General features: G+C 59.8%; 17 protein-coding genes. 7 read left to right on the forward strand and 10 right to left on the reverse strand.

Annotated features, from left to right (window positions below; translation table 11 throughout):
- Positions 1-34 precede the first annotated feature (34 nt).
- From pstB to EL257_RS27170, 4 genes are all read right to left on the reverse strand, one after another.
- Positions 35-868, reverse strand: a complete 834-nt coding sequence (gene pstB, locus EL257_RS27155; protein ID WP_007920249.1) for a phosphate ABC transporter ATP-binding protein PstB — start codon at positions 866-868, stop codon at positions 35-37.
- A gap of 93 nt (positions 869-961) precedes the next feature.
- The gene (gene pstA / locus EL257_RS27160; protein WP_126367785.1) at positions 962-2632 is read right to left on the reverse strand and encodes a phosphate ABC transporter permease PstA; all 1671 of its coding nucleotides are present in this window, start codon (positions 2630-2632) and stop codon (positions 962-964) included.
- Positions 2633-2648: 16 nt separating this feature from the next.
- Positions 2649-4934, reverse strand: coding sequence for an ABC transporter permease subunit (locus tag EL257_RS27165; protein ID WP_126367787.1), 2286 nt, complete (start codon positions 4932-4934; stop codon positions 2649-2651).
- A gap of 301 nt (positions 4935-5235) precedes the next feature.
- Complete coding sequence (locus EL257_RS27170; protein ID WP_126367790.1) at positions 5236-6237, reverse strand: phosphate ABC transporter substrate-binding protein PstS; 1002 nt, start codon at positions 6235-6237, stop codon at positions 5236-5238.
- Between the two features lie 187 nt (positions 6238-6424).
- Here EL257_RS27170 and EL257_RS27175 point away from each other — a divergent pair, with 187 nt between their 5' ends.
- A complete protein-coding gene (locus tag EL257_RS27175) occupies positions 6425-7483 on the forward strand; it encodes a helix-turn-helix domain-containing protein (protein WP_126367792.1) in 1059 nt (352 codons plus the stop codon).
- Entirely contained in the window at positions 7480-7971 is a 492-nt protein-coding gene (locus EL257_RS27180; RefSeq protein ID WP_126367794.1) for a type II toxin-antitoxin system VapC family toxin, read from the forward strand. The genes EL257_RS27175 and EL257_RS27180 overlap by 4 nt, the downstream gene beginning before the upstream one ends.
- Before the next feature lie 18 nt (positions 7972-7989).
- Here EL257_RS27180 and EL257_RS27185 read toward each other — a convergent pair whose 3' ends face one another.
- The gene (locus tag EL257_RS27185) at positions 7990-9288 is read right to left on the reverse strand and encodes an MFS transporter (protein ID WP_126367796.1); all 1299 of its coding nucleotides are present in this window, start codon (positions 9286-9288) and stop codon (positions 7990-7992) included.
- A gap of 377 nt (positions 9289-9665) precedes the next feature.
- Here EL257_RS27185 and EL257_RS27190 point away from each other — a divergent pair, with 377 nt between their 5' ends.
- Both EL257_RS27190 and EL257_RS27195 read left to right on the forward strand, forming a co-directional pair.
- Positions 9666-10070 (forward strand): acyl-CoA thioesterase, encoded by a 405-nt coding sequence (locus tag EL257_RS27190; RefSeq protein WP_003229628.1) that lies wholly within the window; start codon positions 9666-9668, stop codon positions 10068-10070.
- A 57-nt stretch (positions 10071-10127) separates the two neighbouring features.
- Positions 10128-11027, forward strand: coding sequence for a D-hexose-6-phosphate mutarotase (locus tag EL257_RS27195; protein WP_126367798.1), 900 nt, complete (start codon positions 10128-10130; stop codon positions 11025-11027).
- 38 nt (positions 11028-11065) lie between these two features.
- Here the strand turns inward: EL257_RS27195 and EL257_RS27200 are convergent, their stop codons facing one another.
- From EL257_RS27200 to EL257_RS27220, 5 genes are all read right to left on the reverse strand, one after another.
- A complete protein-coding gene (locus EL257_RS27200; RefSeq protein WP_126367800.1) occupies positions 11066-11602 on the reverse strand; it encodes a DUF3299 domain-containing protein in 537 nt (178 codons plus the stop codon).
- A 92-nt stretch (positions 11603-11694) separates the two neighbouring features.
- Positions 11695-11940 carry a GlsB/YeaQ/YmgE family stress response membrane protein gene (locus EL257_RS27205; protein ID WP_095187854.1) on the reverse strand — a complete coding sequence of 82 codons (246 nt, stop codon included), beginning with the start codon at positions 11938-11940 and terminating at the stop codon, positions 11695-11697.
- 112 nt (positions 11941-12052) lie between these two features.
- The gene (locus EL257_RS27210) at positions 12053-13135 is read right to left on the reverse strand and encodes a 5-(carboxyamino)imidazole ribonucleotide synthase (RefSeq protein ID WP_126367802.1); all 1083 of its coding nucleotides are present in this window, start codon (positions 13133-13135) and stop codon (positions 12053-12055) included.
- Positions 13136-13145: 10 nt separating this feature from the next.
- Complete coding sequence (gene purE, locus EL257_RS27215; RefSeq protein WP_007920220.1) at positions 13146-13637, reverse strand: 5-(carboxyamino)imidazole ribonucleotide mutase; 492 nt, start codon at positions 13635-13637, stop codon at positions 13146-13148.
- A 290-nt stretch (positions 13638-13927) separates the two neighbouring features.
- Positions 13928-14836, reverse strand: coding sequence for a LysR substrate-binding domain-containing protein (locus EL257_RS27220; RefSeq protein WP_126367804.1), 909 nt, complete (start codon positions 14834-14836; stop codon positions 13928-13930).
- 180 nt (positions 14837-15016) lie between these two features.
- On the opposite strand from EL257_RS27220, the gene aspA reads away from it, so the two are divergent.
- The 3 genes from aspA to EL257_RS27235 all read left to right on the forward strand — a co-directional run bounded on the left by aspA (position 15017) and on the right by EL257_RS27235 (position 19566).
- A complete protein-coding gene (gene aspA / locus EL257_RS27225; RefSeq protein ID WP_122592899.1) occupies positions 15017-16441 on the forward strand; it encodes an aspartate ammonia-lyase in 1425 nt (474 codons plus the stop codon).
- 501 nt (positions 16442-16942) lie between these two features.
- Positions 16943-18391: an alanine/glycine:cation symporter family protein gene (locus EL257_RS27230; protein ID WP_126367806.1), complete on the forward strand. Its 1449-nt coding sequence runs from the start codon at positions 16943-16945 to the stop codon at positions 18389-18391.
- A 170-nt stretch (positions 18392-18561) separates the two neighbouring features.
- A complete protein-coding gene (locus tag EL257_RS27235; protein WP_126367808.1) occupies positions 18562-19566 on the forward strand; it encodes an asparaginase in 1005 nt (334 codons plus the stop codon).
- Positions 19567-19815: the final 249 nt, after the last annotated feature.

Genomic DNA, 19815 nt, shown 5'->3' on the forward strand with positions numbered 1-19815 from the left:
GCCGCTTGAAGCTTGCGGCTTGCAGCTGCCTCAATCAGCCATAGCGACCGGTGATGTAGTCTTCGGTCTGCTTTTTCGCCGGATTGGTGAACAGGGTATCGGTGTCGCCGAACTCCACCAGTTTGCCCATGTACATGAACGCGGTGTAGTCGGAGACCCGCGCCGCTTGTTGCATGTTGTGGGTAACGATGACGATGGTGAACTTGGACTTCAGCTCGTAGATCAGCTCTTCCACTTTCAGCGTCGAGATCGGGTCGAGGGCCGAGCACGGTTCGTCGAGCAGCAGCACTTCCGGCTCAACCGCGATGGTGCGGGCAATCACCAGACGCTGCTGCTGACCACCAGACAAGCCCAGGGCCGACTCATGCAGACGGTCTTTCACTTCGTCCCACAGCGCCGCGCCTTTCAGGGCCCACTCAACCGCTTCGTCGAGCACGCGCTTCTTGTTGATGCCCTGGATACGCAGGCCGTACACGACATTTTCGTAGATGGTCTTCGGGAACGGGTTGGGTTTCTGGAACACCATGCCGACGCGACGACGCAGCTCGGCGACGTCTTCGCCCTTGCGATAGATGTTGTTGCCGTACAGGTTGATCGCGCCTTCGACGCGGCAGCCGTCAACCAGATCGTTCATCCGGTTGAAGGTGCGCAGCAGGGTCGATTTACCGCAGCCGGACGGGCCGATGAACGCGGTCACGCGCTGTTTCGGAATATTCATGCTGACATCGAACAGCGCTTGCTTCTCGCCGTAGTACAGGCTCAGGCCCGGCACTTCGATGGCAACGGTTTCCTGCGCCAGGTTCAGGCTCTGCTTGTCGCGGCCCAGGGCAGACATGTTGATGCCGTGACTGTGTGTTTCGTGCTGCATGGGTCTCACTCCGTTCGTAGCTGCAAGCTTCTAGCTGCAAGCTGCAAGTTTGAGCAAAAGCGGCTTGTAGCTTGCCGCTTGTGGCTAATGGCTTTAGCTATCCAGTGCTTTGTATTTTTCGCGCAGGTGGTTGCGGATATACACCGCCGACAGGTTCAGGGTCGCGATCACCAGCACCAGCAGCAGCGCAGTGGCGTACACCAGCGGGCGGGCCGCTTCGACGTTCGGGCTCTGGAAGCCGACGTCATAGATGTGGAAGCCCAAGTGCATGATCTTCTGGTCCAGGTGCAGGTACGGGTAGTTGCCGTCCACCGGCAGCGACGGCGCCAGCTTCACCACACCCACCAGCATCAGCGGCGCCACTTCACCGGCGGCACGAGCCACGGCGAGGATCATGCCGGTCATCATCGCCGGGCTGGCCATCGGAATAACAATCTTCCAAAGGGTTTCAGCCTTGGTCGCGCCGAGGGCCAACGAGCCTTCACGCACGGTACGTGGAATCCGCGCCAGACCTTCCTCGGTCGCCACAATCACCACCGGCACCGCCAGCAGCGCAAGGGTCAGAGACGCCCAGAGCAGACCAGGAGTACCGAAAGTCGGTGCCGGCAGCGCTTCCGGGAAGAACAAGCGGTCAACGGAACCACCGAGCACGTAAACGAAGAAACCCAGACCGAACACGCCGTAAACGATCGCCGGTACGCCGGCGAGGTTGTTCACCGCGATACGGATGATCCGCGTCAGGGTGTTCTGCTTGGCGTATTCACGCAGATACACCGCCGCCAGCACGCCGAACGGAGTCACGATCATCGCCATGATCAAGGTCATCATTACGGTGCCGAATATTGCCGGGAAAATCCCGCCTTCGGTGTTGGCTTCACGCGGGTCATCCGACAGGAATTCCCAGATCTTGCTGAAGTAGAAACCGACTTTGGTGAAGGTGCTCATCGCGTTCGGCTGGTAGGCGTGAACCACCTTGCCCAGACCGATTTCAATCTCTTTGCCGTTGGCATCACGAGCGGTCAGCGCGTCGCGGTTGAACTGCGCATGCAGATCGGCCAGACGTGCTTCGATGTCCTGATAACGCGCATTCAGCTCGGCGCGCTCCGATTCCATGTCCGCTTGCGCGGTGGCGTCGAGTTTGCCTTCAAGTTCCAGCTTGCGGCCGTGCAGACGGATGCGCTCCAGCCCTGCGTTGATTGCGCCGATGTCGGTTTTTTCCAGCGACTTCAGTTGTGCAGCGAGGCCGTTCACACGATCGATGCGTGCTTGCAGCTCAGGCCAGGCGGCCTCGCCTTCAGCGATGACCTTGCCGTCCTGTTTGACGTTGACCAGATAGCCGTAGAAGTTGCCCCACTCGCGACGCTCGATCGCCATCAGCTCCGGCGGCGTGGTCTGTTTGGTCAGCCACTCGCCGACGATCCAAGTGAAGTCATTGCCGTTCAAGTCACGGTTGCCGACCTTGATCAGCTCGCGGGTCATGAATTCCGGGCCTTCGTCCGGCACCGGCAGACCGGCACTCTTCAGACGCGCGCGCGGCACTTCTTCTTTCTGCACCACTTCGCCGATCACCAGGTGATTGGCCTGGCCCGGTACGTCGTAGTGCGCATGCACTAGATCCGCCGGCCAGAAGTGACCGAGACCGCGCACGGCAATCACCGCCAACAGGCCAATGGTCATGATGACCGCAATGGACACCGCGCCACCGCTGATCCAGACCCCCGGGGCGCCGCTCTTGAACCATCCTTTCAGGGAGTTCTGTTTCACAGACTTCTACCTTTGCTTAAAGCGACGAGTATTTCTTGCGCAGACGCTGACGAATCAGTTCTGCCAGGGTGTTCATGACGAAGGTGAACAACAGCAGCACCAGCGCCGAGAGGAACAGCACGCGGTAGTGGCTGCCGCCGACTTCCGACTCGGGCATTTCCACCGCGACGTTGGCGGCCAGGGTGCGCAGGCCTTCGAACAGGTTCATCTCCATGACCGGCGTGTTGCCGGTGGCCATCAGCACGATCATGGTTTCGCCGACCGCACGGCCCATGCCGATCATCAGCGCCGAGAAGATGCCCGGGCTGGCGGTGAGGATGACCACGCGGGTCATGGTCTGCCATGGCGTGGCACCGAGGGCCAGCGAACCGAGGGTCAGGCCGCGCGGCACGCTGAACACGGCGTCTTCGGCGATCGAATAGATGTTCGGGATCACCGCAAAGCCCATGGCCAGACCGACCACCAGAGCGTTGCGCTGGTCGTAGGTGATGCCCAGGTCGTGGGAGATCCACATGCGCATGTCACCACCGAAGAACCAGTTCTCCAGGAACGGGCTCATGTACAGCGACAGCCAGCCCACAAACAGGATCACCGGAATCAGCAGCGCACTTTCCCAGCCGTCCGGGACTTTCAGGCGGATCGATTCAGGCAGGCGGCTGAAGGTGAAACCGGCGACCAGGATGCCGATCGGCAAGAGCATCAGCAGACTGAAGATGCCCGGCAGATGGCCTTCGACATACGGCGCCAAAAACAGACCGGCGAAGAAACCGAGGATCACCGTCGGCATCGCTTCCATTAATTCGATCACCGGTTTGACCTTGCGGCGCATGCCCGGGGCCATGAAATACGCGGTGTAGATCGCCGCGGCAACGGCCAGTGGCGCGGCCAGCAACATGGCGTAGAACGCGGCTTTCAAGGTGCCGAACGTCAGCGGCGACAGGCTCAGTTTCGGTTCGAAATCGGTGTTGGCGGCGGTCGATTGCCAGACGTACTTAGGCTCGTCGTAGTTCTCGTACCAGACCTTGCTCCACAGCGCGCTCCACGATACTTCCGGGTGCGGGTTGTCGAGCAGCAGCGGTTGCAGCTTGCCGTCGGCTTCGACGATCACGCGGTTGGCGCGCGGCGACAGGCCGAACAAGCCTTGGCCTTCAACCACCTGATCAACCAGCAAAGTGCGGTGCGCGGTGCTGTGGAACACGCCGAGCTTGCCGCTGGCATCCAGGGCCAGGAAGCCTTTGCGACGCTCTTCGGCGGCGATTTCGATGATCGGCGTGGTGCCCATCTGGAACGTCCGAATCTGCTTCAGACGCTGTTCGCCATCCGGGTCGCGCGCCATGAACCATTGGGCCAGACCACCCTTGGAGTCACCGACGATAAGCGAGATGCCACCCACCAGTTGCGTAGTCGCGGTGACTTCCGCGTCGGCGTTGTCGAGCAACTTGTAGCGACCGTTGAGACTCTTGTCGCGCAGGCTGAACACATCGGCCTGGGCACGCCCGTTGACCACGTACAGCCACTGCTGGCGCGGGTCGACGAAGATGTTTTTCACCGGCTCGGTCATTTGCGGCAGATCGATACGCTTCTGCTCGTTGGTGACTTCGCCGGTCATCATGTTTTCTTCGCTGGTCAGCGACAACACGTTGAGTTGCGAACCGGTGGAGCCGACCAGCATCAGGGTCGAATCGGTGGCGTTGAGGCTGACATGCTCCAGCGCGCCACCGCTTTCGTTCAGCGCAATCGCCGCCTCTCCATACGGATACTCGATGGCCGGGCTGATGGTTTTCTTGCCATCGGGGTAGCTGACTTTATAGGTGTGACGGAACACCAGCGCCTGACCGTTGGACAAGCCCACGGCCACCAGCGGATGGCCCGGCTGGTCTTCGCCAATCGACGTTACCGTTGCGCCTGCCGGCAGTGGCAGATCGACCCGCTTGAGCTCAGCGCCACTGTCGATATCGAAGAACAGCGCCTGGCCCTTGTCGGATACGCGCATGGCCACCTGATTCTGCTCTTCCAGCGAGATCATCAGCGGCTTGCCGGCATCCTGCATCCAGGCCGGGGTGATCGAATCTTTCGAGGTCAGGTCGGCACCTTGAAACAATGGCGCAACAACGTAGGCGAGGAAGAAAAAGATCAGGGTGATGGCTGCCAGCACCGCCAGGCCGCCGACGAGGACGTACCAACGGGTGAAGCGATCCTTGAGCGCGCGAATGCGACGCTTGCGTTGCAGCTCAGGCGTATTGAAATCAATGCGCTTGGGAGGGGAAGTCGTAGTCATTGGGGAATTGGCCAGATCATTCATGCGCACACCCTAGCGATCCTGTATGACAGAAAGATGACAATGCAGTGACGCAGCAAATCCACCGCCAGCGGGACTGGAGGAGGAATCGAGAAATTCGAAGGTTCACGTTGCCCTGTGAGGCCCGCATGGAACCTGCTGAAACAGAACCGTTTGAAACCTGTGTAGGAGCTGACGAGGGAACCGAGGCTGCGATCTTTTGATCTTGCGGTCAGAGGCCAGATCAAAAGATCGCAGCCTCGTTTCACTCGACAGCTCCTACAGGGGTTCCGGCAGATCCGGGGGTTAACCCGGATCTACTGGGTTACTTCTTTGCGACTTCTGCGCCGCCTTCTTGCAGACCCAGGTCAGCCAGTGCTTTGGCAGCAACCTTGGCTGGCAGCGGGATGTAACCGTCTTTCACCACCACTTCCTGGCCCTGTTTCGACAGCACCAGCTTCACGAACTCGGCTTCCAGCGGGGCCAGAGGCTTGTTCGGGGCTTTGTTGACGTAAACGTAGAGGAAGCGCGACAGCGGGTATTTGCCGTTCAGGGCGTTTTCTTCGGTGTCTTCGATGAACTCCGAGCTGCCTTTCTTGGCCAATGGCACGGTTTTCACGCTGGCAGTCTTGTAGCCGATGCCCGAGTAACCGATACCGTTGAGCGAGGAGCTGATCGACTGCACCACCGACGCCGAACCTGGTTGTTCGTTGACGTTAGGCTTGTAGTCGCCTTTGCACAGGGCCTCTTCCTTGAAATAACCGTAGGTGCCGGAAACCGAGTTACGGCCGAACAGTTGCACTGGCTTGTTGGCCAGGTCGCCGGTCACGCCCAGGTCGCCCCAGGTTTTGACGTCGGCTTTGGCGCCGCACAGACGGGTCGACGAGAAGATCGCATCAACCTGTTCCATGGTCAGGTGCTGGATCGGGTTGTCCTTGTGTACGAATACAGCCAGGGCATCCACAGCCACCGGGATAGCGGTTGGCTTGTAGCCGTACTTCTGCTCGAAAGCAGCCAGTTCGGTGTCCTTCATCTTGCGGCTCATCGGGCCCAGGTTGGAGGTGCCTTCAGTCAGTGCCGGTGGCGCGGTAGCCGAACCTGCAGCCTGAATCTGGATGTTGACGTTCGGGTATTCTTTTTTGTAATTCTCGGCCCACAGGGTCATGAGGTTGGCCAGGGTATCGGAACCGACGCTGGACAGGTTGCCCGACACACCAGTGGTCTTGGTGTAGCTCGGGATAGCAGGGTCAACAGCGGCGAACGCGTTGGCAGTCGCAACGCCAGCAGCGACAAAAGTCATTGCCGCCATCAAACGCTTCAGTTTCATGCCTTACTCCTAGCAGATAGGGTGTGTTAAGTCGGGGCCAAGTATCAGCAGGCCGTGTGAACACTCTATGGCTGAAATATGACAATTGGATGAAAGGCCAGTATCGCAATCAGTAAAAAAGAAGAAACCCTTACTGAGTTGACAAATCACTATCAGAAGATAGCCTTGTCAACCACGAGAGGTACCCATGATAAACGACCGAATTCGCCGTGCACGCCTGCAGAAAGGCCTCACCCTTGAGGCCTTGGCCGTTCAGCTTGGCGACATAACCAAACAAGCATTGAGCAAATATGAAAAAGGGCTGAGTACTCCGAACTCGACTCGCCTGCTGCAACTGTCCAAGGCTTTGCATGTCAGCCCGGAGTATTTTTTCCGCGCGGATGCAATACAGCTCGCGCCGTTGGAGTTTCGCAAACTGGCCAGGATGCCCAAGTATCGGCAGGCACAGGTGGAAGAGAAAATTCGCGAACACCTCGAGCGCTACATAGCGCTCGAAGAATGTTTCAATCCCACTGACATCTATACCCCGGCCACCCCCGCTCAGATGATCCCGGTTTCCTGCCTCGATGAAGCCGAGCAAGCTGCTGAAGAGCTTCGCCAGTTCTGGGGAATCGGCAGCGACCCGATAGCCAACCTGACCGAGCAACTGGAGGAGCACAGCATCAAGGTCGCGATGCTTCATGGACCGGATGATTTCGATGGCGCCTGTGCTGCCACCGGCAACGGGGAGCACGTGTTGATTGCATTGAATGCCGATCGTCCCGGAGAAAGAATCAGGTTTACTGCCGCTCACGAACTTGGTCATTGGGTAATGGCATTACCTGAGAACATGCCCGAAAAGGATAAGGAGAATTGCTGCCATCGATTCGCCGGTGCTTTCCTCTACCCGGCAAAAAGCGTTACCAGTGATTTCGGTAGCCATCCTCGGTCCAGAGTCCACCCACGGGAACTACTGATTGCCAAACGCCAATACGGCATTTCAATGCATGCAGCGCTCAGACGCCTGAAAGATCTGAAGCTGCTCAGTGAAAGCGGCTTCAAATCATTGACCATCCAGTTCAGTTCAAATGGCTGGCGCAAATCGGAACCTGAACCGCTGCCTTGCAAACCGCCACAACGATTCGAGTCGCTCGCATTCTGGGCTTTGGCCGAAGGGCTGATCACCAAGTCCAGAGCCGCTGAACTACTGCGCAAACCAGTGAGCGCATTGGACCCTAATTTCCTGGGTTCACTGGAGAATGCATGAGTCTGATCTACATCAGCGATACGAATATCTGGATTGACTTCAGAAATGCCGGATTGCTGGAACAGATGTTCCACCTGCCTTTTACGCTTTGTTGCACTGACTTTGTAATGGAGGAGCTCGCAGATTTCCCTCATGAAGAATTGCTTGAGCGAGGATTGAACGTTGAGTCGTTCGACGAATCCGGAGTGATTAAACTTTTCGGATTGAAAATCGAGCACAACAATAGCTCACTGGCTGACGTGTCTTGCTACTTGCTCGCGCAGGAAACAGGCCGGCCGTCGTTGACCGGAGACGGCAAGCTACGCCGTCAGGCACAACGAGATGGACTCCAGGTGCACGGTGCGCTGTGGCTGCTGGACTTGATGGTTGAACACCAAGTAATCGATGACCTGCATGCTGCGAATGCCTTGGCTCACATGCTTGAGCATGGAGCCAGACTACCAGCCGGCGAGTGCGAAGCGAGACTCGCGCGCTGGCGAGAGCCTTAGGAAAACTGAAGTCCCGGCTTAGCGACCCTTCCTCCAAAGCCATGCACCCACCACAATCCCCATCCCGCACAGCACCGCTACATAGTAAGCCGGGCCCATTGCGCTTTCCTTCAACAGCAGGCTCACCACCATCGGCGTCAAGCCACCGAAGATCGCGTACGCGACATTGTACGAAAACGACAACCCGCTGAAGCGCACCACTGGCGGGAATGCTTTGACCATCACGTAGGGGACCGCGCCGATAGTGCCGACCAGTAAACCGGTCAGCGCGTACAGCGGAAACAGCCAGTTCGGGTGATCGGCGAGGCTGTGGTAGAAGGTCCAGGAGCTGATCAGCAGCCCCAGACAACCGAACACGAACACACGGCCGGCGCCGAAGCGATCGGCCAGTGCACCGGCGCCGATGCAACCGAGGCTGAGGAATACGATCGCCAGACTGTTGGCTTGCAGCGCGGTGGTCGGCGAAAAGTGGTAGACCGTTTGCAGCACGGTCGGGGTCATCAGAATCACCACGACAACACCGGCCGACAGCAACCAGGTCAGCAGCATCGAGATGGCGATCGCACCGCGATGGTCACGCAGCACGGCGCGCAGCGGCACCTCTTCGGCCAGTGCCTTGCGCTGTTGCAACTCGGCGAACACCGGGGTTTCGTGCAGCCAGCGGCGCAGATACACCGAGAACAGGCCGAACACACCGCCCAGCAGGAACGGGATCCGCCAGGCGTAATCCGACACTTCGGCTGGCGTATATATGCTGTTGATTGCCGTGGCGACCAGCGAGCCAAGCAGGATGCCGGCGGTCAAACCGCTGGTGAGCGTGCCACAGGCATAGCCGATATGTTTTTGCGGTACGTGTTCGGAAACGAAGACCCAAGCCCCCGGCACTTCCCCGCCAATCGCCGCGCCCTGGATCACGCGCATCAGCAGCAACAGGATCGGCGCCCAGATGCCGATCTGCGCGTACGTCGGCAGCAGACCCATGATCAGGGTCGGCACGGCCATCATGAAAATGCTCAGGGTGAACATCTTCTTGCGCCCCAGCAGGTCGCCGAAGTGCGCCATGACGATGCCGCCCAAGGGACGCGCGAGATAGCCGGCGGCGAAGATGCCGAAGGTCTGCATCAACCGCAGCCACTCGGGCATGTCGGCCGGGAAGAACAGCTTGCCGACCACCGTGGCGAAGAAAACGAAGATGATGAAATCGTAAAACTCCAGCGCGCCACCGAGGGCGGACAGCGACAAAGTCTTGTAGTCATTGCGGGTTAACGGTCGTGCGGGTTGCTCGGGCTGCGCGAGGCTCGAAGGCGCTGGGGTCATGGCAAGGGCTTCTCTTATAGTCGAATCTGTCGCCACAACAACGCTGGCGGTGGCTCGGACAGGTTCGGCACCATAGCAAATTGTTCGAAAAAGCACATAGAGGCGCGTAATTGACGGTCGAAATCAGAACCGGGTGGTCGTCGTGGAGTCTATCGACCGATATACTCGCCCCCTGCGCAGGATTTGTAAGAGGTTGCTGTGCGAAAACGTTGTTGGCCCGTCCTTTGCTCGGGATTTAGCCTTTTTCGCAGAGTTTCCCTTTAGGCGCCTGATGGAAAACGTGACGAACGCAGTGTGTTCGGTGTTGAATCGTTTTTCTTGAAGACGGCTACCACCCGCAATACCCACGAAGAGTCACGGGTCAGAGGCCCCTCGGCATGATAGAGCTCGAACAAGAAGATCCGATCCCACAGGGCGACCTGGCCCTGCAAATCACCGCACTTCCGCGCGAAACCAATGGCTTTGGCGATATTTTCGGCGGCTGGCTGGTTGCGCAGATGGACCTGGCCGGCACCGCGATGGCTAGCCGTGTCGCCGGTGGCCGCGTCGCCACCGTCGCCATCGATCGCATGGCGTTCCTGGTGCCGGTCGCCGTCGGTGCGCAATTGTCCTTTTATACCCAGACCCTGGAAATCGGCCGCAGCTCGATTCAGATGATGGTCGAAGTGTGGAGCGACGATCCGCTGTCCAGCGAGTGGCGTAAAGTGACCGAAGCGGTCTTCGTCTTCGTCGCTATCGACGGCAGCGGTCGCACACGCTCGGTGCCGCCACGCGCGCGTTAAACCTCGCGGCCGTTTTGCGGTCGATAGTCGTCCCCAGTGTCTGATCGAGAGTTGCCCATGAACACGCCCAACGTTGAAGCCGTAAAACAGGATGAACTGAACTGCTGGCGTATCCGCCACGGCAAGGCCGAAGTGCTGGTGGCCCAGCAAGGCGCGCACATCCTCAGCTATCAGGTCGACGGCCAGCCGCCGATCATCTGGCTCAACGACAAGGCCGACTTCAAGACCGGCAAGAGCATCCGCGCCGGCGTGCCGGTGTGCTGGCCGTGGTTCGGCAAATTCGAACGCAACCCGCAGAGCGTGCAGGCCATGTTCACCGGCGAGCAACCGGCGCCTGCGCACGGTCTGGTGCGGGCGATGGATTGGGAATTGGGCGGCATCGAAGCTGAGGCCGACGGCATCAAGGTCGAGTTCAAACTGCCCGTCCCGCAAGATGGCCTGCCGGGCTGGTCGCACGAAGTCGATCTGACCCTGACCCTGCACCTGTCAGAGGAATTGCACTACAGCCTGACCAGCCATAACCGTGGCGCCGATACCGTCACGCTCAGTCAGGCGTTGCACACGTATTTCGCCGTGAGTGATGTGCGCAATGTGCACGTCGACGGCGTCGCCGGGCTGAACTACATCGAAACGCTCGATGACTGGAACACCGCCAGCCAGACAGGCGATTTGCAGTTCAGCGGTGAGACCGACCGTATTTATCTGGACGCGCCGCCGCAGCTGAGCATCGTTGATCCGACCTGGGAGCGACGCATCGTGCTGACCGCAACAGGCTCACGTACCGCGGTGATCTGGAACCCGTGGACCGACCGCGCCGCCGCTCTGCCGGACATGGATAACGATGGCTGGCAGCGCATGCTGTGCATCGAGACGGCGAACGTGATGGATGACATCGTCACGCTGGCACCGGGTGCGAGTCATACCATGGGTGTCAGCGTCGCAAGCAAACCGCTTTAAGATCAAAAGATCGGGCCGCGTTCGGACGATCTTTTGCTTTAGAGATCAGATTCCTGCACCACCCGCACTTTGTCCGCCTCCAGCGCATACGCCGCATCGGCCAGGTCGTTGCTGACCTTTTCGATTTTCAGCGTGCCGGTCACCCACAGCGGCGTATAGATATCGTCCAGCTTCAAGCCCTTTGGATACTTCACCAGCACCAATTGGTTTGGCGGCGGTGGCGGCACGTGGATGCAGGCGCCCGGATATGGCACGAGGAAAAACAGCGTGCTGCGGCCCTTGGCGTCAGACTCCAGCGGCACTGGATAACCACCGATGCGAATGTGTTTGTCGTTCATCGACGCCACGGTTTTGCTCGAATACATCACTGCCGGCAAACCTTTGGCCTGCTTCATCCCGCCCTTCTCGGTGAAGGTGCCGGTGGCTTCCGGGGAGTTGTGGTCGATTTCAGGCATGGCCTCGAGGGCCTTTTGATCCGACTTGGGCATCAATTCAAGCCAGTCGGTTTCCGGCAGTTCGCCGGCATGGGCAAAGCCGCTGCCCAGAAAAAGCAGAGTCAACAGAAGACGGCGCATGAAAGTGCTCGGTAAAGAAGGAATGATCGGTAAATCGCCGAGCATTCTAGCCCTCCCTGCCGCGTTGGCAGAGAGGACTTTGTCGCTTTGGATCAGTTCTTTTTGATCAGGCCGTAGATCACCAGCAGCACGATGGCGCCAACCAGTGCACCAATGAAGCCTGCGCCTTCGCCCGCGCGATAAATGCCCAGAGCCTGGCCGCCGTAAGTGGCCGCCAGCGAACCGCCGATACCGAGCAGGATGGTCATGATCCAGCCCATGCTGTCATCGCCCGGTTTCAGGAACCGAGCCAGCAGGCCGACGATCAAGCCGATAAAGATGGTTCCGATAATTCCCATGGCATTTCCCTCTGATTAAGTGGCTATGCCAAAGCCTAGTCAGACTTTGGCATCCTGCCATGAGAGAACGGCGGCGCCTGAATGGTTCCGCCGCTGCCACATGAAACCGTTTTTACTCGGCGATCAGCGCTTCGATCTTGACGATCTGCGCCTGCAGCGTAGCCATGTCGGCGCAGCGCAAGTTGGCGTGACCAACCTTGCGCCCGGCCTTGAAGGCTTTGCCGTAGTGATGCAGATGGCAATCGTCGATCGCGATGACTTTTTCAACGGGCGGGACGACGCCGATGAAGTTGAGCATCGCGCTCTCGCCGACCTTGGCGGTCGAACCCAGCGGCAGGCCGGCAACGGCGCGCAGATGGTTTTCGAACTGGCTGCACTCGGCGCCTTCGGTGGTCCAGTGCCCGGAGTTGTGCACCCGCGGGGCGATTTCGTTGGCTTTCAGGCCGCCGTCGACTTCAAAGAATTCGAAAGCCATCACGCCGACGTAGTCGAGGTGTTTGAGCACGCGGCTGGAGTAATCCTCGGCCAGTGCCTGCAACGGGTGATCGGTGCTGGCGACCGACAGCTTGAGGATGCCGCTGTCGTGGGTGTTGTGCACCAGCGGGTAAAACCTGGTTTCGCCATCGCGGGCACGCACGGCGATCAGCGAGACTTCACCGGTGAACGGCACGAAGCCCTCCAGCAGGCAGGCGACGCTGCCCAGCTCGGCGAAGGTGCCAGCCACATCTTCCGGCTTGCGCAGAACTTTCTGGCCCTTGCCGTCGTAGCCCAGAGTGCGGGTTTTCAACACGGCGGGCAGACCGATCGAAGCGACCGCAGCATCCAGGTCGGCTTGCGACTGAATGTCGGCGAACGCCGGGGTCGGGATGCCCAGATCCTTGAACATGCTCTTTTCGAACCAGCGGTCGCGAGCAATGCGCAGCGCTTCGGCGCTCGGGTAGACCGGAACGAATTGCGAGAGAAATGCCACGGTTTCGGCCGGGACGCTTTCGAACTCGAAGGTCACCAGATCGACTTCATCGGCGAGTTGGCGCAGATGATCCTGATCGCCGTAATCGGCCCGCAGGTGTTCGCCCAGCGCGGCCGCACAGGCGTCCGGCGCAGGGTCGAGGAAAGCGAAGTTCATGCCCAGCGGAGTGCCCGCCAGGGCCAACATGCGACCCAACTGGCCGCCACCGATTACACCGATCTTCATCTCAACAACCTCAGGCAATACGTGGGTCTGGATTGTCCAGGACGCTGTCTGTCTGCTCGGCACGGAAGGTTTTCAGTACCGCGTGGAACTGCGGGTGCTTGGCACCGAGAATGCTCGCCGAGAGCAGCGCGGCGTTGATCGCGCCAGCCTTGCCAATCGCAAGGGTAGCGACCGGAATGCCCGCGGGCATCTGCACGATCGACAGCAGCGAATCGACGCCCGAGAGCATGGCCGACTGCACCGGCACACCCAGCACTGGCAGGTGGGTCTTGGCCGCACACATGCCCGGCAAGTGGGCTGCGCCACCGGCACCGGCGATAATCACCTCGATGCCGCGGCTTTCAGCCTCTTCGGCGTACTGGAACAGCAGATCCGGGGTGCGGTGGGCGGAAACCACCTTGACCTCGTACGGGATGCCGAGCTTTTCCAGCATATCGGCGGTGTGGCTAAGGGTGGACCAATCGGACTTGGAGCCCATGATCACGCCAACCAGTGCACTCATCGTCGCGCCTCTTCTCTCTGGAGCGCCCGCAGGCGCGTCATAAAACAACAAGCCACGCAGGTTGCGTGGCTTGATTGTGCGAAAAATGGCCGGTCGTGCCGGCCGAAGGCCGCGCAGTATACCGCAAAGAAAGCAATAAACAGCCCCCTGCGCGACCATCTGTCATCTGCCGCAAATGCCCGGTTTTATTGACCTGAAGGTCAGCCAAAAGGATCAAAAGATCGCAGCCTTCGGCAGCTCCTACAGGGATATGTATTCCAATGCAGGAGCTGCCGCAGGCTGCGATCTTTTCAGGAAGACTGCGCGGCGCCGCCCTCAAGCTTGCGCCACAGCAAGCGTACGTTGGCCTTGCGCACCAGCGCGCAGCGATACAGGCGGATCTCCAGCGGCACATGCCATTGCGAACCACCGCATACCACCAGCTCACCACGGGCCAGCTCAGCGCGTACGCTCAGTTGCGGCACCCAGGCGATGCCCAGTCCTTCCAGCGCCATGCTTTTCAGACTGTCAGCCATCGCGGTTTCGTAAATGGTGGTGAAACGCAGTTGGCGCTGACGTAGCAATCCATTTACCGAACGCCCGAGAAACGCCCCGGCGCTGTAGGCCAGCAACGGCACGCTCGCATCGCTTTCAAGGTCGAACAACGGCTTGCCGTCGGCATCCGCCGCGCACACCGGAAGCATTTCGGTCTGGCCCAAGTGCAGCGACGGGAAAATCTCCGGGTCCATCTGCATGGCCGCGTCCGGATCATAGAACGCCAGCATCAGATCGCAACCGCCCTCGCGCAACGCGTGCACCGCGTCGCCGACGTTGGTCGCCACGAGGCGCGTGGCGATGTTCAAACCTTCGTTGCGCAACTGCGCGATCCAGCGCGGAAAAAACCCCAGTGCCAACGAGTGAGCGGCGGCGACCTGCATCACTTCGCCCTGCCCGCCTTCCAGATGATGCAGATGACGCAGCACTTCACCGAGCTGTTCGACGACGGTGCGCGCCGTTACCAGAAACAGCTGCCCTGCTGCGGTCAGCTCGATCGGCGTGCGCGAGCGATTGACCAGCGTGAGCCCCAGCGCCGCTTCAAGGCTGCGGATGCGCCGACTGAACGCCGGCTGCGTCACGAAGCGCCGTTCGGCCGCTTGCGAAAAGCTGCGGGTGGCGGCCAGAGCACTGAAGTCCTCGAGCCATTTGCTTTCCAGATTCATCACGTCCTCCCGGACACGCACCAAAACAGGTCACACGTCTGCCGCAGACACGGCGTCACATGGGCATTATGCCGAATGTGCATAGGCCAGCGCTTAACAGCATTGGCCCAAAATTTCCCACAAGCCTAGCATTCGCAGCGTTCCGGCACAGACCGGGTTCTTATCGAGATGATTTCTATCATGTCCTCCGCTGCATCTTTCCGCACAGAAAACGACCTGCTTGGCGCCCTCGAAGTCCCGGCTCAAGCGTATTACGGCATCCAGACCCTGCGAGCGGTGAATAACTTCCGTCTCTCGGGCGTTCCGATTTCGCATTACCCGAAACTGGTTGTCGGTCTGGCGATGGTCAAACAGGCCGCCGCTGACGCCAACCGCGAGTTGGGTCACCTGAGCGAAGCCAAGCACGCTGCCATCAGCGAAGCCTGTGCGCGATTGATCCGCGGTGATTTCCACGAAGAGTTCGTGGTCGACATGATTCAAGGTGGCGCCGGTACTTCCACCAACATGAACGCCAACGAAGTGATCGCCAACATTGCGCTCGAGGCAATGGGTCACCAGAAAGGCGAGTACCAGTTCCTGCACCCGAACGACGACGTGAACATGGCGCAGTCGACCAACGACGCCTATCCGACGGCGATCCGCCTCGGTCTGCTGCTGGGTCACGACACCCTGCTTGCCAGCCTCGACAGCCTGATTCAGGCGTTCGCCGCCAAGGGCAAGGAATTCGATCACGTCCTGAAGATGGGCCGTACCCAGCTGCAAGACGCCGTGCCGATGACCTTGGGTCAGGAATTCCGCGCCTTCGCCACTACCATGGGTGAAGATCTGGCCCGTCTGAAGACGCTGGCCCCGGAACTGCTGACAGAAGTGAACCTCGGCGGCACCGCGATCGGCACCGGCATCAACGCCGATCCGCGTTATCAAGCGCTGGCGGTACAGCGTCTGGCCCTGATCAGCGGTCAACCGCTGGTGCCGGCGGCTGACCTGATCGAAGCGACTTCCGACATGGGCGCGTTCGTGCTGTTCTCCGGCATGCTCAAGCGCACCGCGGTCAAGCTGTCGAAGATCTGCAATGACTTGCGCCTGCTGTCCAGCGGCCCACGCACCGGCATCAACGAAATCAACCTGCCGGCACGTCAGCCAGGCAGCTCGATCATGCCCGGCAAGGTCAACCCGGTAATCCCGGAAGCCGTTAACCAGGTGGCCTTCCAGGTCATCGGTAACGATCTGGCGCTGACCATGGCGGCCGAAGGCGGCCAACTGCAACTGAACGTGATGGAGCCGCTGATCGCTTTCAAGATCTTCGACTCGATCCGCCTGCTGCAACGCGCCATGGACATGTTGCGCGAGCACTGCATCGTCGGCATCACCGCCAACGAAGCGCGCTGCCGTGAGCTGGTCGAACATTCGATCGGCCTGGTCACCGCACTGAACCCGTACATCGGCTATAAAAACGCCACCCGTATCGCCGGTCTCGCTCTTGAAAGCGGCCGCGGCGTACTGGAACTGGTGCGCGAAGAAGGTCTGCTCGACGAAGCCATGCTCGCCGACATCCTGCGCCCGGAAAACATGATTGCACCGCGTCTGGTTCCGCTCAAAGCATGAGCCGAGACGCTATTTGAAGCACCGCTCACCAGGTCGAGGGACTAGACACCTCTCACCTTTTGAGGGCTTGGGGATCTAGTCCCCAAGCCCTTTTTTTTAACTTTTTTGCGGGCAGGACGTTAGATGCTTTGTGTATTCGATACCGCCAAGATCGCAGCCTTCGGCAGCTCCTACATTGATTGACGTACACGTGTAGGAGCTGCCGAAGGCTCGGGCCGTGATCGGACGATTTTTTGATCTTGCAGCACCCTCGTTTCGTCGCTTGCACCACTACCGTGCAGACGGGCACGCCACTGATCGGTATAGTGCCGCCCCTCTTCGCGTGAGCGGTCGTCGGTAACGAGGCCATAACCCATGCGAAACCCGAACTAATAACAAAACCCGCGATATGGATCCGGGACGAAACCTTCGCCTCGCCCGTCGTGCCGCGCGCAGACCGGTGTAACACGATGTTTCTCCGATCCAGCATTTGCACCCACAAAAAACAGCGAGGATAAATCCATGCTCGAAGTCATCAACGACTTCCTCTCAGGGAAAGTACTGATCGCGCTCATTGTCGGGCTCGGTAGTTACTTCACGATTCGCTCGCGTTTCGTTCAATTGCGTCATTTCTTCCACATGTTCGCGGTGTTCCGCGACAGCCTCAAAGGCAGCGCCGGGCAACTCAGCTCGTTCCAGGCCTTGATGCTCAGCCTCGCCGGCCGCGTCGGTGCAGGCAACATTGCCGGTGTCGGCATCGCTGTGACCCTCGGCGGCCCGGGCGCGGTGTTCTGGATGTGGGTGACCGCACTGGTCGGCATGTCCAGCAGCTTCTTCGAGTGCACGCTGGCCCAGGTCTACAAGCGCGCCGATGGCGACGGCCTGTACCGTGGCGGTCCGGCGTATTACATCCAGCACGGACTCAAGCTCAAAGGCATGGCGATAGTGTTCTCCGTCCTGCTGCTGGTCACCTACGGCTTCGCCTTCATCGGCCTGCAGTCCTACACCGTGACCCACTCGCTGCAGAACGCCTTTGACTTCAACCCACAACACACCGGGATCGTGCTCGCGGTGCTGCTGGCCATCACGTTCATCGGCGGCATCAAGCGCATCGCTTCAGTGTCCGACCTGCTGGTACCGATCAAGACTTTGGCCTACATCGGCGTAACCCTGTACGTGATCGGTACCCAGATCGAACAAGTGCCAGCCATGCTGGAAACCATCTTCAAGAGCGCCTTCGGTCTTGACCCGGCTTTTGGCGGCCTGCTCGGCAGCGCCATCGTGATGGGCGTGAAGCGTGGCGTGTTCGCCAACGAAGCGGGCCTGGGCAGTGCGCCGAACGTCGCGGCTGTGGCCGCGGTGAAACATCCGGGCGCGCAGGGCGTGGTCCAGGCGTTCAGCGTGTTCCTCGACACCTTCGTGATCTGCACCTGCACCGCGCTGCTGATTCTGCTGTCGGGCTTCTACACGCCGGGTTTCGAAGGTGACGGGATTGTCCTGACCCAGAACTCGCTGGCCGCCGTGGTCGGTGACTGGGGTCGCATGTTCGTCAGCGTCGCGCTGTCGCTGTTCGTCTTCACGTGCATTCTCTACAACTACTATCTGGGCGAGAACAGCCTGCAATTCCTCACCCGCAACCGCGCTGCACTGATGATTTTCCGCGGTCTGGTGCTGGCGCTGGTGGTGTGGGGTTCGATGCAGGACCTGACGACGGTGTTCGCCTTCGCCGATATCACTATGACCTGCCTGGCCTTCGTTAACCTGGTGGCCCTGGCCATGCTGTTCAAGGTCGGCATGCGAGTCATGCGCGACTACGACGAGCAGCGCCGCGCCGGCGTCAAACAGCCAGTGTTCGACTCGAGCAAGTTCGCCGATCTGGATCTGGATCTGAAGGCCTGGCCGACCAATCCGCCCGCAGCCGCGAGCAAGACTGAAGCCGAGCCGCAAGGCGTACCTGCAGCGCAACGCTGACAGGTAAATGACGGGCGCATCCCCTGCGCCCGTCGGTTATTGTGATGCAATAACTTGTAGGAGCGAGCCTGCTCGCGATAGCGGTTCATCACTCAACATTTATGTTGGCTGAAAGACCGCTATCGCGAGCAGGCTCACTCCTACAATGTCATCTCTTGTGGAGACCTCAGATGATTGCCAATTCTTATCCCGCAGCTCAACACGTCATGGTGCTCTACACCGGCGGCACCATCGGCATGCAGGCCAGCGCCAACGGTCTGGCCCCGGCGTCCGGCTTCGAAGCGCGGATGCGCGACTACTTGCACAGCCAGCCAGAGCTGGTCGTGCCGCAGTGGCGCTTTCGGGAAATGTCACCGCTGATCGACAGCGCCAATATGACCCCGGCCTACTGGCAGCAACTGCGCGAAGCGGTGGTCGATGCCGTCGACGTCCAAGGCTGCGACAGCGTATTGATTCTGCACGGCACCGACACCTTGGCTTACAGCGCGGCGGCGATGAGTTTTCAGTTGCTCGGCCTGCATGCCCGCGTGTGCTTCACCGGTTCGATGCTGCCGGCAGGCGTGACCGACAGCGATGCCTGGGAAAACCTCGGTGGCGCGTTGGTCGCCCTGAGCCAGGGCTTGGCGCCGGGCGTGCATCTGTATTTCCATGGAGAACTGCTGGCGCCGACTCGTTGTGCGAAAGTTCGCAGTTTCGGTCGTCATCCGTTCAAGCGGCTCGAGCGTCAGGGTGGTGGTGTTAAGGCACCATCGATTCCCGCCGAACTGACCTACAACCAGCCCAAGCAACTGGCGAAGGTCGCCGTGCTACCGCTGTTTCCTGGTATCAGCGCCGAAGTCCTCGACGGCCTGCTCGACAGTGGCATTCAAGGGCTGGTGCTGGAGTGCTACGGAAGCGGCACGGGGCCGAGCGATAACCCCGAATTTCTCGCCAGCCTTGGCCGTGCACGGGATAACGGTGTAGTCGTCGTCGCAGTGACGCAATGTCATGAAGGTGGCGTTGAGCTGGATGTTTACGAGGCCGGCAGCCGCTTGCGGGGTGTGGGCGTGTTGTCCGGCGGTGGCATGACACGCGAGGCGGCATTTGGCAAATTGCATGGCTTGCTGGGTGCAGGGCTGGAAGCCGCTGAAGTGCGTCGGCTGATCGAATTGGATCTGTGTGGTGAGTTACTCTGAGCAAGGCTCTGGAATGGCCCTCACCCTAGCCCTCTCCCGGAGGGAGAGGGAACTGACCGAGTTGTTTTTCGCTGTCCGTCGACCTGATAAATCGCGTCGATTGTGGATTCGGCAGAGATGTTTCACGTCGGTGCATCTCGCCAATATCCCCCAATCGGCCCCCTCTCCCGGCGGCAGAGAGGAACTGACCGAGTTGTTTTTCGCTGTCCGTCGACCTGATAAATCGCGTCGATTGTGGATTCGGCAGAG

The organism is Pseudomonas fluorescens, assembly GCF_900636825.1.
GTDB lineage: Bacteria > Pseudomonadota > Gammaproteobacteria > Pseudomonadales > Pseudomonadaceae > Aquipseudomonas > Aquipseudomonas fluorescens_BG.

Excerpts from the sequence above, each read along its gene's own strand:
- pstB (WP_007920249.1), bottom strand. The coding sequence starts at position 868 with ATGCAGCACGAAACACACAGTCACGGCATCAACATGTCTGCCCTGGGC.
- EL257_RS27165 (WP_126367787.1), bottom strand. The coding sequence starts at position 4,934 with ATGAATGATCTGGCCAATTCCCCAATGACTACGACTTCCCCTCCCAAG.
- EL257_RS27170 (WP_126367790.1), bottom strand. The coding sequence starts at position 6,237 with ATGAAACTGAAGCGTTTGATGGCGGCAATGACTTTTGTCGCTGCTGGC.
- EL257_RS27175 (WP_126367792.1), top strand. The coding sequence starts at position 6,425 with ATGATAAACGACCGAATTCGCCGTGCACGCCTGCAGAAAGGCCTCACC.
- EL257_RS27180 (WP_126367794.1), top strand. The coding sequence starts at position 7,480 with ATGAGTCTGATCTACATCAGCGATACGAATATCTGGATTGACTTCAGA.
- EL257_RS27185 (WP_126367796.1), bottom strand. The coding sequence starts at position 9,288 with ATGACCCCAGCGCCTTCGAGCCTCGCGCAGCCCGAGCAACCCGCACGA.
- EL257_RS27190 (WP_003229628.1), top strand. The coding sequence starts at position 9,666 with ATGATAGAGCTCGAACAAGAAGATCCGATCCCACAGGGCGACCTGGCC.
- EL257_RS27195 (WP_126367798.1), top strand. The coding sequence starts at position 10,128 with ATGAACACGCCCAACGTTGAAGCCGTAAAACAGGATGAACTGAACTGC.
- EL257_RS27200 (WP_126367800.1), bottom strand. The coding sequence starts at position 11,602 with ATGCGCCGTCTTCTGTTGACTCTGCTTTTTCTGGGCAGCGGCTTTGCC.
- EL257_RS27205 (WP_095187854.1), bottom strand. The coding sequence starts at position 11,940 with ATGGGAATTATCGGAACCATCTTTATCGGCTTGATCGTCGGCCTGCTG.
- EL257_RS27210 (WP_126367802.1), bottom strand. The coding sequence starts at position 13,135 with ATGAAGATCGGTGTAATCGGTGGCGGCCAGTTGGGTCGCATGTTGGCC.
- purE (WP_007920220.1), bottom strand. The coding sequence starts at position 13,637 with ATGAGTGCACTGGTTGGCGTGATCATGGGCTCCAAGTCCGATTGGTCC.
- EL257_RS27220 (WP_126367804.1), bottom strand. The coding sequence starts at position 14,836 with ATGAATCTGGAAAGCAAATGGCTCGAGGACTTCAGTGCTCTGGCCGCC.
- aspA (WP_122592899.1), top strand. The coding sequence starts at position 15,017 with ATGTCCTCCGCTGCATCTTTCCGCACAGAAAACGACCTGCTTGGCGCC.
- EL257_RS27230 (WP_126367806.1), top strand. The coding sequence starts at position 16,943 with ATGCTCGAAGTCATCAACGACTTCCTCTCAGGGAAAGTACTGATCGCG.
- EL257_RS27235 (WP_126367808.1), top strand. The coding sequence starts at position 18,562 with ATGATTGCCAATTCTTATCCCGCAGCTCAACACGTCATGGTGCTCTAC.